Source organism: Sphingomonas sp. (assembly GCF_036387535.1).
In the GTDB taxonomy this organism is placed as follows: domain Bacteria; phylum Pseudomonadota; class Alphaproteobacteria; order Sphingomonadales; family Sphingomonadaceae; genus Sphingomonas_R.
Window position 1 is genome coordinate 36,004 of the sequence record NZ_DASVTO010000088.1, and the last position, 13,217, is coordinate 49,220.

The following is a 13,217-nucleotide window of genomic DNA, read 5'->3' on the forward strand; positions in this document are numbered from 1 at the left end:
CAACCTCTCAAGAGCCGTGCGGCGATGGCCGCAAGCCTTCGAGAAATCCGGGCAGTCCAGCTCTCAACGCGGCGTCAAACGCCTCAAATCCCAAAGGTTTCCCAAGGTCGGCCAAACTGGTCACGGCAAAATCGGGAAGACCACACGGAACGATACCGCCAAAGTGCGACAGATCGGGGGCGATATTGACCGCAAAACCGTGGAAGGTGACCCAACGCCGTACCCGAACGCCGATCGCCCCGACCTTGGCCTCGCGGCCATGGGCATCGGTCCAGATGCCGACCCGGCCCGCCTCGCGCCGGGCTGCGACGCCCAGCAGGCCGAGCGTTTCGATCACCCAGCCTTCCAGTCCGTGGACGAAGGCCCTTATGTCCCGCCCGCGTGCGGCCAGATCGATCAGGACATAGCCGATCCGCTGTCCCGGGCCGTGATAGGTATATTTTCCGCCGCGCCCGGCGTGATAGACCGGGAAGCGATCGGGACTGAGCAGATCGTCCGTCACGGCGCTGGTCCCGGCGGTGTAGAGCGGCGGATGTTCGAGCAGCCATACCAGTTCGGGCGCGGTGCCGGCCCGAATCGCCTCGGCACGCGCCTCCATCTCCGCAAGCGCATCCGGATACGGCACGCGGCCGGGGGAAACCCGCCATTCGATGGCATCGGTATCGGCATAGGCATAGGCATCGGGCAGCGGGGTGGCAGGCATCATGGCGCCGATCTGATCCCTCATACGGGATGTTGCAACCCGTCAGCGTCGGTCCGCCGCGTGTGCGGTATCAGTGCAGATTGCGCGGGGGCGCGGGGAGTGGGATAGGCGGACGACATAGCCCGCCGTTGCCCCGAGGATCTTGATGCCAGCCACGCCCCCCCGTTTCTCGATTGCGGATGTCTGGGACGAAACCAGCGCGTTCGTGCGGCGCGAGGCCGGGCTGTTGATGCCGCTCGCCTTCGCCACCACCGGTGTCAGCGCCTTGCTGTGGGATCTGGCGGTGCCGGCGCCGTTGCAGGGGATGCGGCCGCAACCGGGCCTGTGGCTGCTGGTGCTGATCCCGGTCACCTTGCTGTTGCTGATCGGCAATATCGCGACGGCGGCGCTGGTGCTGCATGGCGGGATCAGCGTGCGTGAGGCGCTGCGCACGGCGATCGAGCGGATCGGCAATGCCGTGCTGTTGTTGCTGCTGTTCACCGCGGTGGCGGCGGGCGCGACGGTGATCGTCACGCTGATCGCGCTGGCGGCTGGAGCGGCGGTCGGCTGGGGCGCGCAACAGGCGACGACGCTTGCGGTCCTGCTGCTGCTGCCCGTGCTGCTGTTCCTGGGGATACGGCTGCTGACCCTGTGGCCGGTGATCGCGGTCAGCCCGGCCACGCCGGCGCCGATCCGCGTGTTGAAACGCGCCTATGGCACGACCCGGGGCGTGTTCGGCCGGCTGGCGCTGGCGGCCCTGCTCTACGGCCTCGCCTATCTGGTGCTGTTGACCGCGATCCAGTTCGGGCTTGGTTCGGTGTTGCTGCTGATCGGTCGCGCGACCGGCCAGGCGGAGGCGGCCGGGCTGGTGATCGCGATCCTGACCGCGCTGGCGGGCGCGGCGGTGCAGGCGGTGTGGGGCGTCTATGCGGCGATCGCCTATCGCCGGCTGTCCGCGGACAGCAGCGGGATCGCCTGACCCGCATCCATCGGCAACAGCCCGATCAGGCGCGGGTCCGGAAAGGTTTCCAGCGTCCGTGCGATCGCGGTGAACCCCTGCGCGCGGTAGAAGCCGAGTGCGTGCGGATGATCGAGCGTGCAGGTATGGACCAGCATCCGTGCCGTATCCCGCCGCCAGCCCAGCGCGAGTGCGTGCGCCATCAGCCAACGGCCATGGCCGCGCCCGGTCAGTTCGGGCACCAGCCCGAAATAGGCGATGCGGCAGGTGCCCGGCTCGTTCCGGTCGAGTTCCAGCATGCCGACCTCGATCCCCGCCGGATCGACGACGGCGTGCACCTCCACCGCCGGGTCGGCCAGGATGGCGGTCAGCGCGGCGTCCGTCATTCCCAGCCGCGAATACCAGAGCCAGCGCGTGCCGACCCGCGCGAACAGCGTGCGATAGGCGGCGGGCGAGGGGGTGCGCCACCGGACCAGCCGCCATGGCGCCGTCGGCATCGGCCGCGCCGGCGGACGCGTGCGCAGTTCCAGCGTGGTGACGACCGTCGCCACGTCGGACGGCGCGACCGGGATCAGCGTCATTCCCAGGTCGCCAGCGGCGGCAGGCTCATCAGGATCGCATCGATGTTGCCGCCGGTCTTGAGCCCGAACAGCGTGCCGCGATCATAGACCAGGTTGAATTCGGCATAGCGCCCCCGGAACGCCAGCATCGCCGCGCGATCCGCGTCGGTCCACGGCATGTCCATCCGCGCGCGCACGATCGCGGGGAAGATGTCGAGGAATGCGGCGCCGACGTCCTGCACGAACGCGAAATTGGTCATGAAATCGCCTTCGAGATGGTCGAAGAAGATCCCGCCGACGCCGCGGTGGACCTGGCGATGCGGGATCCAGAAATAGTCGTCCGCCCAGGCGCGGTAGCGTGGATAATAGGCCGGGTCGTGCGCATCGCACGCGGCCTTGAAGCGGGCGTGGAACGCCTCGCTGTCGTCGGCGCGGGGGAGCGGCGGGTTCAGGTCCGCACCGCCGCCGAACCACCGTTTGGTGGTGCAGAGGAAGCGGCAGTTCATGTGAACGGCCGGAACATGCGGATTGGCCATGTGGGCGACCAGGCTGATCCCGGTCGCGAAGAAGTTCGGATCCTCCGCCGCACCGTGGATGGACTTGGCGAATTCGGGGGCGAACGCGCCGCCCACGGTCGATACATTGACCCCGACCTTTTCGAACACTCGCCCCTTCATCAGGCCGCGGACGCCGCCACCGCCGCCCGCGGGTTCGCGTTCCCATGCGGCATAGTCGAACGCCGCGTCGCTGCCGGCCTCGCGCTCGATCGCTTCGAACGTGGCGCAGATCCGGTCGCGCAGCCCCTCGAACGCCGCGCGGGCCGCCTGTTGTTCGTGGTCGAGACCGATCATCCGATATCCTGTTCCCGCCGCTCAACCAGCCTGCGGCCATCCGCCGGTCTGGCGCAGCGCCTCGCCGAGCGCGATGCCAGCCGCCACCGCGACATTCAAGGACCGGTAACCAGCCCGCATCGGGATCCGCACACGCAGGTCGGCCGCATCATGCACGGCGCGCGGCACGCCGGCGCCCTCCGACCCCAGCAGCAGCACGTCGTCCGCGACAAAGCCGGCCGCGTCCAGCCGCACGCCCCCGGCGGTCGTGAGCAGCACGAGACGCCCCGGCGCCGTGCCGCGGAAGGCGAGCCAGTCGGCGTGGCGCCGCACGTCCGCGGTTTCGGCATAATCCATGCCCGCGCGGCGCAGCGCGCGATCGCCGAACGGGAAACCACAGGGTTCAACGATATCCACGCCGATCCCGAGACAGGCGGCCAGACGCAGGATCGTGCCGACATTTCCGGCGATATCGGGCTGGTAGAGGCACAGGCGCATCCAACATGCTTTACGAAAACATGTTGCAACTGTCATGGTCGGACGGATACGCACTTGGCAACCGGGCCGGGCGGCGGCTATCAGCCAAGTGTCGCGGGCCATGTCCGCGCGACGAAGCGTTGCGCGTGTCGCCCGGATCGGGTGCGGTACCGATGGCGTAAACAGGGCAAAGGGTCGAGGGTTCCAGCGGATGGCGAATGTGGAAGTGGTCGATCAGGCCGGAGTGACCGAAACGGTCGAGGGGGTCGGTGTCCGCCGACGCGACTGGCTGAACATCGCGGCGGTCAGCGTGGCGGGGGTCGGCGGCATCGCGGTGCTGATCCCGCTCGTCAACCAGATGAACCCGTCGGCCGACGTGCTGGCGCTGGCGTCGATCGAGGTCGACATTTCCAAGATCCAGTCCGGCATGGGCATCAAGACATCGTGGCGCAAGCAGCCGGTGTTCATCCGCAACCTGACCCCGAAGGAGATTGCGGACGCCAAGGCGGTCGACGTGTCCTCGCTGCGCGATCCGCAGACGCTGGCCGAACGGACCAAGGAGGGCAAGGAGAACTGGCTGATCACGCTGGCGGTCTGCACGCATCTCGGTTGCGTCCCGCTGGGCATTACGGAGGGCGAGAATCGCGGCGCCTATGGCGGCTATTTCTGTCCCTGCCACGGTTCGTCCTATGACACCGCCGCGCGGATCCGGTCCGGACCCGCGCCGCTCAACCTTCATGTGCCGGAGTATAAATTCAACTCCGACACCGTCGTCCAGATCGGTTGAGGAAACAGAGATGAGCTTTCCCTGGGCCGCCCATTATGCGCCGAAGAGCGCGTTCACGCAGTGGATCGACCAGCGGCTGCCGCTGCCGCGTCTGGTCTACAACGCCGTCGGCGCCGGATATCCGGTGCCACGCAACCTCAACTATTTCTGGAACTTCGGCGTGCTCGCCGGCGCCGCACTGGGCTTACAGATCATCACCGGGATCATCCTGGCGATGCACTATGCCGCCAACGGCGCGATCGCGTTCGATTCGGTCGAGCATATCATGCGCGACGTCAATTCCGGGTGGCTGCTGCGCTATGCTCATGCCAACGGCGCGTCCTTCTTCTTCATCGTGGTCTACATGCATATCGGCCGCGGTCTCTACTACGGATCGTACAAGGCCCCGCGCGAGATGATCTGGCTACTGGGTGTCGTCATCTTTCTGTTGATGATGGCGACGGCGTTCATGGGCTATGTGCTGCCCTGGGGGCAGATGTCGTTCTGGGGGGCGCAGGTGATCACCGGCTTCTTCTCGGCGATCCCGCTGGTTGGCGAACCGATCCGCCAATGGCTGCTCGGGGGCTTCGCGCCGGATAACGCTGCGCTCAACCGCTTCTTCTCGCTGCACTATCTGCTGCCGTTCGTCATCGCCGGCACGATCTTCCTGCATATCTGGGCGCTGCATATTCCAGGTTCGAACAACCCGACCGGCGTCGATGTGAAGGGCCCGCAGGATACGGTGCCGTTCCATCCCTACTATACCGCCAAGGACGGGTTCGGCCTGGGCATCTTCCTGATTGCCTTCTCGCTGTTCGTGTTCTTCATGCCGAACGCCCTGGGTCACCCGGACAATTACATCCCGGCGAACCCGCTTTCGACGCCCGCCCACATCGTGCCGGAATGGTATTTCCTGCCTTTCTACGCGATCCTGAAGTCCTTCACGGTCAACTTCCTCTGGATCCCGGCGAAGCTGTGGGGCGTGATGGCGATGTTCGGATCGATCCTGCTGCTGTTCGTGCTGCCGTGGCTCGACACGTCGCCGGTGCGCTCGTCCAACTATCGCCCGATGTACAAGTGGTTCTTCTTCGTGCTGATCGCCGATGTCGTGCTGCTCGGCTATCTGGGGCAGGCGCCGGCCGAGGAACCCTATGTCCGGCTGAGCCAGTTGTGTGCCGCTTATTATTTCGCGCACTTCCTGATCATTCTGCCGATCGTGTCCAGGATCGAACGGCCGAAGCCGCTGCCGATGTCGATCTCCGAGTCGGTGCTGCACGGCGAGGCGCAGGAATCGGCGCCGTTCGGGGCCGGCGGCGTGGCCAATGTGCCCGCGCGCGCATCCTGAACCCCCAAGGGAGTTGAATTAGATGGTTCGCATCGTCGCCTTCCTTGCAGGGCTCGTCTTCGTCATGGCGCTGGTCGTCGCCATCCTCATGCCGCGCCAACCCGCGGTCGAGAATGCCGCGCATCATTTCCATGTCGAACCCGCCAAGTTCGCATTCGCCAGCGATGGTCCGTTCGGGCGGTTCGACCGGCAGCAACTGCAGCGCGGGTTCCAGGTTTACAAAGAGGTCTGTTCGGCCTGCCATTCGCTGCGCCATGTTGCATTTCGCGATCTGGAGGATCTGGGCTTCACCAAGCCGGAGGTGAAGGCAATCGCCAGCCAGTGGGCGATCGAGGTGCCTTCGGTGAACCCGGAGACCGGAGAGGCCGCGACCCGCAAGGCGATTCCGTCCGACATGTTCCCCAGCCCCTATGCCAATGAAGTCGCGGCGCGGGCGGCCAACAACAACGCGCTGCCGCCTGACCTGTCGCTGATGACCAAGGCGCGGGAGGGGCATGCGGACTATGTCCACTCGCTGCTGACCGGGTATCGCACCCCGCCGGCGGACCTGCCGAAGGAATCGCGTCCGGGGCCGGGGCTGTATTACAACCCCGTCTATGCGAACCTGAACATCGCGATGCCGCCGCCGTTGGTGGCCGAAGGCCAGGTTTCGTTTGCGGATGGCACCAAGCCGACCGTGGAGCAGATGTCTCAGGACGTGGCGGCATTCCTCATTTGGACTGCCGAACCGAAGCTGGAGAACCGCAAGCGCACCGGTGTCGCGGTCGTCCTGTTCCTCCTGCTGGCGACGACACTGGCCTATCTTGCCTATCAGAACATCTGGGCGGACAAGAAGCATGGGAAGCGGACCTCGCTGACCTGATCACGGCCTGATCCCACGCGGCAGGAACGGAACGGGCGGCTCGGAAACGGGCCGCCCGTTTGCGTTGGGCGCACCCGTCAGCGGGCGGCGTAGCGCGTCGGGTTGGTGGAGACCGGCGCCTGTTTGCCCTCGATCAGCGGGACACGGAACTGCACCGGCTGCGCGGTTTCGGCGGTCGCGGCGGGCAGGGGCGCCAGCCGGAGCGTGGCGGCGCGACGGAGCAAGGCGGCGTCGACGGCGCGGCTGCCGCTGGACTGGCTGATCTTCGGATCGCGGACCCGGCCGTCGGCAGAGACGGTGGCGTCGATCTGCGCATCGCGTACGGCATAACGGCGGATGTCGCTCGGGACGACGGCCATCGTCTGGTCGAGGCGGTATGCGGCGTTCGCCTGCCATGCCGTGATCGTGGCTGGCGTTTCGACGCCAGCCTGTGCGGGGACGATGGCGGCGCCCAGGCACAGGGCGGAAAAGACCAGCGCGCCGGCGGCGGAAACGGCAATACGCTGAGCATCGAAGCGGTCGAAGGTGAACATGATCGTGGTCCCTGATCTGTCGGCGGAGGCCGGTCCCGCGTGGATCGCGGCGACGTTCGGTACTTTGCAGGGACTGTGCCAAGTCAGAAAAAGCGCCGGTGGCGGGGGATTTTCTAAGTGCACCCGCCTCCGCAGTCGTGCGATTTCCCAAAAAGTGGAGATACGCCACATTTCTCGGTGTAGTTTGCAACTCCGGCGGTCTGTCGTCCGGCACCAACGAACAGGCGGTCACGGCGCCCGCGTCGCTATGTCCTGGCGTACCCGAACGGCCGCGTCCGGTTCCGCACACGGCCTGTCCGGAACCGGCGCTATTCGGTTTTGGGGCGGCGGCGGAACAGCGCGATGGGAATGAATGTCATGACCGGATCGTCATGCTGGTTGAACACCGTCATGCGGGTGCGGACGATGCCACGATCGGGGCGGCTGTTGGACGGTATGACGGCGATGACCTCCGTTTCGCACCGCAGGACATCGCCGGGATGCACGGGGCGCAGCCAGCGCAGTTCATCGACCCCCGCGGCGCCCAGACTGCCGCCGACATCGCCGTCGTCGCCCATATTGGCAACGATCATCGCCATCGTCATGGCGGTGCTGTGCCACCCGCTGGCCGCCAGTCGTCCGAAATGCGTCGTCGCAGCAGCTGCATCCGAGAGATGAAAGGGTTGCGGATCATAGCGCCGGGCGAACTCCAGCACCTCTGCGCGTTCGACCTCGTAGCGCCCGAACGCGGCGCGCTGGCCTACCTCGAAATCCTCGAACCAGGCCATTGCGATCCTTCCCTGTCCTGCACACCAGCCAGGACCTTAGCGGGGTGGCAGGGGATAGGAAGCGCGTCAGCCGACCAGGATCGCCGCATAGGCGGCCGGATCGACATTGCTGCCGGATATGACGAGTGCCAGATCACCGTCGCCCGCCGGGGCGAGCCCGTTGAGCGCCGCGGCCAATGCCACGGCACCGCCGGGTTCGATCACCAGCTTCATCACCGCAAAGGCGTAGCGCATCGCGTCGCGGACCTGGTCGTCCGTGACGGTCAGGCCGCCGGCGAGCAGCGCGTGGTTGATCGGGAAGGTGAGCATGCCGGGCGCGGGCGCCATCAAGGCATCGCAGATCGATCGCGCGCCGGCCGGCACGGTTTCGCGCCGGCCGCTGACGAGCGAGCGCGCGGTATCGTCATAGGCCAGCGGTTCGACCGCATGAATGGCGATTGCGGCACCGGCGTTGGCGTCACGCACGGCGGTCGCGATACCGGCGGCCAGCCCGCCACCGCCGCAGCAGACCAGCAACTGGCCGAGACGGGCATCCAGTGCTAGCGCCTGTTCCAGGATTTCCAGGCCGATCGTGCCCTGACCGGCCATGACGAACGGATCGTCATAGGAGGGCACGAGGATCGCGCCGTGCGCCGCGCAGAGATTGCGGGCGATGTCCTCCCGCGATTCGGTGGCGCGATCATAGAAGACGATGTCCGCCCCCAAGGCGCGGGTGTTGGCGGCCTTGATCGTGGGCGCGTCCGACGGCATCACGATCGTGGCGGGCATGCCCAGCCGCTTGGCGGCGGCCGCCACACCCTGCGCATGGTTGCCCGACGACCAGGCGACGACACCCGCCGCGCGATCCGCCGACGCGATCCGGGCGAGCCGGTTATAGGCGCCGCGAAACTTGAACGAGCCGGTATGCTGTGCCCCTTCGAACTTCACGAGCACGCGCCGGCCGACGGCGGCGTTCAGCGGTGCATATTCCAGCAACGGCGTCCGCACCGCGACGCCGTGCAGCACCGCCGCGGCATCGTGAACATCGGCGGCAGTGATCGCGAAGGCAGTCACGGGCTTCAGACGTTGAACCGGAACAGCAGGATATCGCCGTCCGCCACGATATAGTCCTTGCCCTCCGACCGCAGCTTGCCCGCGTCGCGCGCCGCAGCCTCGCCACCCAGCGTGACATAATCGTCATAGGCCATGGTTTCGGCGCGAATAAAGCCGCGTTCGAAATCGCTGTGGATCGCGCCAGCCGCCTGCGGCGCCTTCGATCCGCGCGGGATCGTCCAGGCGCGGGCTTCCTTCGGGCCGACCGTGAAGAAGGTGAGCAGCTGCAACAGATCATAACCGGCGCGGATCACGCGGGCGAGGCCGGTTTCGGACAGGCCGAGGTCGGACAGGAACTCGGCCCGGTCGTCGACTGCCATGGTCGCAATCTCCGCCTCGATCGCGGCGGATACCACGACCGACTTCGCGCCTTCGGCCGCGGCCTTTTCGGCGACACGCGTGCTCAGCGCATTGCCCTCCGCCGCCGCACTTTCATCGACATTGCAGACATACAGGACTGGTTTCGACGTCAGCAGCTGCGCCTGCGCGAAGATGCGGGCTTCGTCCTCGTCCTTCGGCACGGTCAGCCGTGCGGGCTGGCCGGCGCGCAGCAGGTCGAGCGCCTGGCCCAGCACGGAGGCGGCGACCTTCGCCTCCTTGTCGCCCTGCATCGCCTTTTTCTGTGCGGCCGGTACGCGCTTTTCCAGGCTGTCGAGGTCGGCCAGCATCAATTCGGTCTCCACCGTTTCGGCATCGGCGATCGGATCGACCTTGCCCTCCACATGGGTGACGTCGCCATCCTCGAAACAGCGCAGGACATGGACGATGGCGTCGACCTCGCGGATGTTGGCCAGGAACTGGTTCCCCAGGCCTTCCCCCTTGGATGCGCCGCGCACCAGCCCGGCGATGTCGACGAAGCCGAGCTGCGTTTCGATGATCTTGGCCGATCCGCCGATCTTCGCGATCCGGTCCAGCCGCGGATCGGGCACCGCCACCTGCCCGACATTCGGTTCGATCGTGCAGAAGGGATAATTCGCGGCCTGCGCCGCCGCGGTTTCGGTCAGCGCGTTGAAGAGAGTGGACTTGCCGACGTTCGGAAGGCCGACGATGCCGCAGCGAAAACCCATGTTCTGATGTCCCGTCAGGATGCCGGCCGGTCGGCCGTTCGATGGCGCCGCCGATAGCCCGGACTGGGCCGCGATGCCAGCCGTGGGGAACTATCGCTTGGATTGAACGGTTTGGCTGGTCTCTTCGACCAAAGAACAGGTGTTTCGATGAACCGCATGATGATGATCGCCGGCGCGATGCTGATGACGACGACCGTCCCCGCACTGTCGCAGACCGCAACCACCGGCACGATGGCGGCCACCGATGTCGGTGTGCAGCCGCTGACCGGGACCTCGGCAACCGACTATGTCAAGCTGGCCGCGGACAGCGACATGTATGAGATCATGTCGAGCAAGCTCGCGCTGAGCAAGAGCAAACGCGACGACGTGAAGAGCTTCGCCCGCGAGATGATCGCCGATCACATGAACACGACCAAGACGTTGAAGGCCGCGCTGGTGAACGGCGATCGCCGGATCGCACCGCCGTCGACCAAGCTGTCGGCGGCGAATGCGGCGAAGATCACGCTGTTGAAGAAAGCGCCGAAGGGCGGTTTCGACGACCTGTATCTGCAGCAGCAGGCAGCCGCGCACCAGACCGCCTGGGCGCTGCACAAGGGCTATGCGACCGATGGCACCGACCCGGCCCTGAAGCAGGTTGCGTCGACCGCGGTGCCGATCATTGAACGGCATTTGATGCATGCCAAGCAGATGACGTCGGCGGCAATGTCGGGAATGTAATCAGGCGCTTCCCACCCGCGTCATCCCGGCGGATGCCGGGATCCCCCTCAGGTGAAGGGCTTAGCGCAAGCCAAAGGGAGATCCCGGCTTTCGCCGGGATGACGATTGGGGGGAAGGGTGACGGTCGTCGGAAAGGATGACGCCTTCGCCACGCCTTATCCCAGTCGCCGCGAAACCTCATTCATGAAGCGCACGTCGTCACCCGTGGCGAGCAGCGGCGCTTCGGCAGCGATCGCGCCCAGCATGTCGGCCAGCCGGTTCATCTCGCTCTTGGCGTAATTACCCAGCACATGGCCGGTCACGCGGTCCTTGTGGCCGGGATGGTCGATACCGATCCGCACGCGGCGGAAAGCATTGCCGACATGCGCGTCGGCGGATCGCAAACCGTTGTGGCCGGCATTGCCGCCGCCGGTCTTCACCTTCACCTTGAACCCGACAAGATCGAGTTCATCGTGGAACACGGTCAGCGCTTCTTCGCCCAGCTTGTAGAAGCGCAATGCCTCGCCGATGGACCGGCCGCTATGGTTCATGAAGGTGGCGGGCTTCAGCAGCAGGATCCGTTGCGTGCCGATCCGGCCGGGGGCAAGCCAGCCCTGGAACATCTTTTTCCAGGGATCGAAGCCATGAACTTCGGCGATCGCATCGACCGCCATGAACCCGACATTGTGACGGTGCAGCGCATATTGCGCGCCGGGATTACCGAGACCGACCCAGAGTTGCATTGCACCGCGTCCCGTCGATCAAGGGATCGCCCCCCGTCGTTCCGACCACGGTCGGAACGACGGGGGGCGATACCCGATATCAGGCTTCGCCTTCCTCGGCGGCGGCAGCGGACTGCTCGGCGGCCAGGGCTTCCTCGGCCGCTTCGTCATCGGCGGTCGGTACGGTCGGGGCGGCCATCGTCGCGATCGTGAAATCGCGATCGGTGATGGCGGGGGTGACGCCCTTCGGCAGCGTCACGTTGCTGATGTGGATCGAGTCGCCGACTTCGACGCCCTTCAGCGAGATCGTCAGTTCGCCCGGAATCTCCGACGCGTCGCAGATCAGTTCGACTTCATGCTGGACGATGTTGAGCACGCCACCGCGCTTGATACCGCGCGATTCGTCCTGATCGACGAACACGACCGGCACCGACACGGTGATCATGGCATGTTCGGAAATGCGCAGGAAATCGACGTGCATCGGCCGATCGGTGACGGGATGGAACTGCACATCCTTGGGCAGGGTGCGGATCGCGCCGGTCGCGGCGCCTTCGATCATGACGACCGAGTTCATGAAATGCCCCGTGTTGAGCATCTTCATCAGGGCCTTCTCCTCCAGATGGATCGAGACGGCTTCCTGCTTGTTGCCGTAGATCACGGCGGGAACGCGGCCTTCACGACGCATGGCACGGGAGGCTCCCTTGCCAGCCCGATCGCGCGTCTCGGCCGACAGCGTGAGCGTGTCGCTCATATTATGTCTCCAGACTTCGGTTGAACCACCCGCCGCGCCTCCAGGGATGACCATGGCGGGGAGCAGGGCCGTTAGCGGGGAATGGCGGGAAATGCAATCTGCCAAGGATCTGTCGGGGGGCCCGTTCCGAACCGAACGGATGCTGCGTTGGCTGAGACGTGATTGTTGACGCTCCACCCTGCCGTGCCGCAAGGGACTTCTCTATTATTGAGAAACCGACAAGGCGCCCATGGCCGACGTGAAACCCCTCAGCTTCCAGGGCCTGATCCTGATGCTGCATGACTATTGGAGCCGGCATGGCTGCGTGATCCTGCAGCCTTATGACATGGAGATGGGTGCGGGTACCTTTCACCCGGCGACGACCTTGCGCGCGCTGGGGCCGAAACCGTGGAAGGCCGCCTATGTCCAGCCGAGCCGTCGGCCGACCGACGGGCGATATGGCGAGAACCCCAATCGGCTGGGGCATTATTATCAGTATCAGGTGATCCTGAAACCCAGCCCGGACAATCTGCAGGACCTGTATCTGGGATCGTTGGCGAAGATCGGGATCGATTTCACCGCGCACGACATCCGCTTTGTCGAGGACGACTGGGAAAGCCCGACGCTGGGCGCCTGGGGCCTTGGCTGGGAAGTGTGGTGCGACGGGATGGAGGTGACGCAGTTCACCTATTTCCAGCAGGTCGGCGGCTATGACTGCAAACCGGTGGCGGGGGAGCTGACCTACGGTCTGGAACGGTTGGCGATGTACATCCAGGGCGTCGACAATGTGTATGACCTGGCGTTCAACGACGACGGCGTCACCTATGGCGAGGTGTTCCTGGAAAGCGAAAAGCAATTCTCGCGCTATAATTTCGAGGAAGCCAATACCGATACGCTGTTCACGCAGTTCACGCTGGCCGCGGACGAGGCGAGGGCGCTGATCGCGGCGAAGCTGCCGCTGCCGGCCTATGACCAGGCGATCAAGGCCAGCCATATCTTCAACACCCTGCAGGCGCGGGGCGTGATCTCGGTCGCGGAGCGGGCCGCCTATATGGGACGGGTCCGCGATCTGGCGAAGGGCAGTTGCCAGGCCTGGGTGGAGCAGCAGGGATGGGATGCATAAGGTCTGC

Annotated in this window: 16 protein-coding genes; 6 read left to right on the plus strand and 10 right to left on the minus strand. The window is 65.7% G+C overall.

The genetic code is table 11. From position 1 onward, the window contains the following. Positions 1–7 precede the first annotated feature (7 nt). On the minus strand, positions 8–703 hold the full coding sequence (gene lipB / locus VF649_RS08150; protein WP_331011464.1) for a lipoyl(octanoyl) transferase LipB: 696 nt from the start codon (positions 701–703) through the stop codon (positions 8–10). A 145-nt stretch (positions 704–848) separates the two neighbouring features. On the opposite strand from lipB, the gene VF649_RS08155 reads away from it, so the two are divergent. Then, positions 849–1,661 (plus strand): hypothetical protein, encoded by an 813-nt coding sequence (locus VF649_RS08155; protein WP_331011465.1) that lies wholly within the window; start codon positions 849–851, stop codon positions 1,659–1,661. Here the strand turns inward: VF649_RS08155 and VF649_RS08160 are convergent. From VF649_RS08160 to VF649_RS08170, 3 genes are read right to left on the minus strand one after another with little or no spacing between them, the layout of a single operon-like run. Beyond that, positions 1,622–2,221 carry a GNAT family N-acetyltransferase gene (locus VF649_RS08160; RefSeq protein WP_331011466.1) on the minus strand — a complete coding sequence of 200 codons (600 nt, stop codon included), beginning with the start codon at positions 2,219–2,221 and terminating at the stop codon, positions 1,622–1,624. The two genes, VF649_RS08155 and VF649_RS08160, sit on opposite strands and share 40 nt — an antisense overlap. Further along, a complete protein-coding gene (hemF, locus tag VF649_RS08165; RefSeq protein WP_331011467.1) occupies positions 2,218–3,051 on the minus strand; it encodes an oxygen-dependent coproporphyrinogen oxidase in 834 nt (277 codons plus the stop codon). The genes VF649_RS08160 and hemF overlap by 4 nt, the downstream gene beginning before the upstream one ends. Before the next feature lie 21 nt (positions 3,052–3,072). Then, complete coding sequence (locus VF649_RS08170) at positions 3,073–3,528, minus strand: tRNA (cytidine(34)-2'-O)-methyltransferase (RefSeq protein ID WP_331011468.1); 456 nt, start codon at positions 3,526–3,528, stop codon at positions 3,073–3,075. Between the two features lie 190 nt (positions 3,529–3,718). Between VF649_RS08170 and petA the strand changes: the two genes are divergently transcribed. The 3 genes from petA to VF649_RS08185 are packed head-to-tail and all read left to right on the plus strand — an operon-like array spanning position 3,719 to position 6,480. Continuing rightward, positions 3,719–4,294: a ubiquinol-cytochrome c reductase iron-sulfur subunit gene (gene petA / locus VF649_RS08175; RefSeq protein ID WP_331011469.1), complete on the plus strand. Its 576-nt coding sequence runs from the start codon at positions 3,719–3,721 to the stop codon at positions 4,292–4,294. A 10-nt stretch (positions 4,295–4,304) separates the two neighbouring features. Then, the gene (locus VF649_RS08180; RefSeq protein ID WP_331011470.1) at positions 4,305–5,618 is read left to right on the plus strand and encodes a cytochrome b/b6; all 1,314 of its coding nucleotides are present in this window, start codon (positions 4,305–4,307) and stop codon (positions 5,616–5,618) included. A 22-nt stretch (positions 5,619–5,640) separates the two neighbouring features. Next, positions 5,641–6,480 carry a cytochrome c1 gene (locus tag VF649_RS08185; protein ID WP_331011471.1) on the plus strand — a complete coding sequence of 280 codons (840 nt, stop codon included), beginning with the start codon at positions 5,641–5,643 and terminating at the stop codon, positions 6,478–6,480. A gap of 77 nt (positions 6,481–6,557) precedes the next feature. On the opposite strand, the gene VF649_RS08190 is transcribed toward VF649_RS08185, so the two are convergent. The 4 genes from VF649_RS08190 to ychF all read right to left on the minus strand — a co-directional run bounded on the left by VF649_RS08190 (position 6,558) and on the right by ychF (position 9,939). Next, positions 6,558–7,013, minus strand: coding sequence for an energy transducer TonB (locus VF649_RS08190; protein ID WP_331011472.1), 456 nt, complete (start codon positions 7,011–7,013; stop codon positions 6,558–6,560). A gap of 308 nt (positions 7,014–7,321) precedes the next feature. Then, the gene (locus tag VF649_RS08195; RefSeq protein WP_331011473.1) at positions 7,322–7,780 is read right to left on the minus strand and encodes a MaoC family dehydratase; all 459 of its coding nucleotides are present in this window, start codon (positions 7,778–7,780) and stop codon (positions 7,322–7,324) included. Between the two features lie 66 nt (positions 7,781–7,846). Further along, positions 7,847–8,833 (minus strand): threonine ammonia-lyase, encoded by a 987-nt coding sequence (locus VF649_RS08200; protein ID WP_331011474.1) that lies wholly within the window; start codon positions 8,831–8,833, stop codon positions 7,847–7,849. Positions 8,834–8,838: 5 nt separating this feature from the next. Next, positions 8,839–9,939: a redox-regulated ATPase YchF gene (ychF, locus tag VF649_RS08205; protein WP_331011475.1), complete on the minus strand. Its 1,101-nt coding sequence runs from the start codon at positions 9,937–9,939 to the stop codon at positions 8,839–8,841. A 147-nt stretch (positions 9,940–10,086) separates the two neighbouring features. On the opposite strand from ychF, the gene VF649_RS08210 reads away from it, so the two are divergent. Next, positions 10,087–10,656, plus strand: coding sequence for a DUF4142 domain-containing protein (locus tag VF649_RS08210; protein WP_331011476.1), 570 nt, complete (start codon positions 10,087–10,089; stop codon positions 10,654–10,656). A 155-nt stretch (positions 10,657–10,811) separates the two neighbouring features. Here VF649_RS08210 and pth read toward each other — a convergent pair whose 3' ends face one another. Continuing rightward, positions 10,812–11,378 carry an aminoacyl-tRNA hydrolase gene (gene pth / locus VF649_RS08215; RefSeq protein WP_331011477.1) on the minus strand — a complete coding sequence of 189 codons (567 nt, stop codon included), beginning with the start codon at positions 11,376–11,378 and terminating at the stop codon, positions 10,812–10,814. Between the two features lie 79 nt (positions 11,379–11,457). Next, on the minus strand, positions 11,458–12,108 hold the full coding sequence (locus VF649_RS08220) for a 50S ribosomal protein L25/general stress protein Ctc (RefSeq protein WP_331011478.1): 651 nt from the start codon (positions 12,106–12,108) through the stop codon (positions 11,458–11,460). 229 nt (positions 12,109–12,337) lie between these two features. Here VF649_RS08220 and VF649_RS08225 point away from each other — a divergent pair, with 229 nt between their 5' ends. Continuing rightward, positions 12,338–13,210 (plus strand): glycine--tRNA ligase subunit alpha, encoded by an 873-nt coding sequence (locus VF649_RS08225; protein WP_331011479.1) that lies wholly within the window; start codon positions 12,338–12,340, stop codon positions 13,208–13,210. The last annotated feature ends 7 nt before the right edge of the window (positions 13,211–13,217 follow it).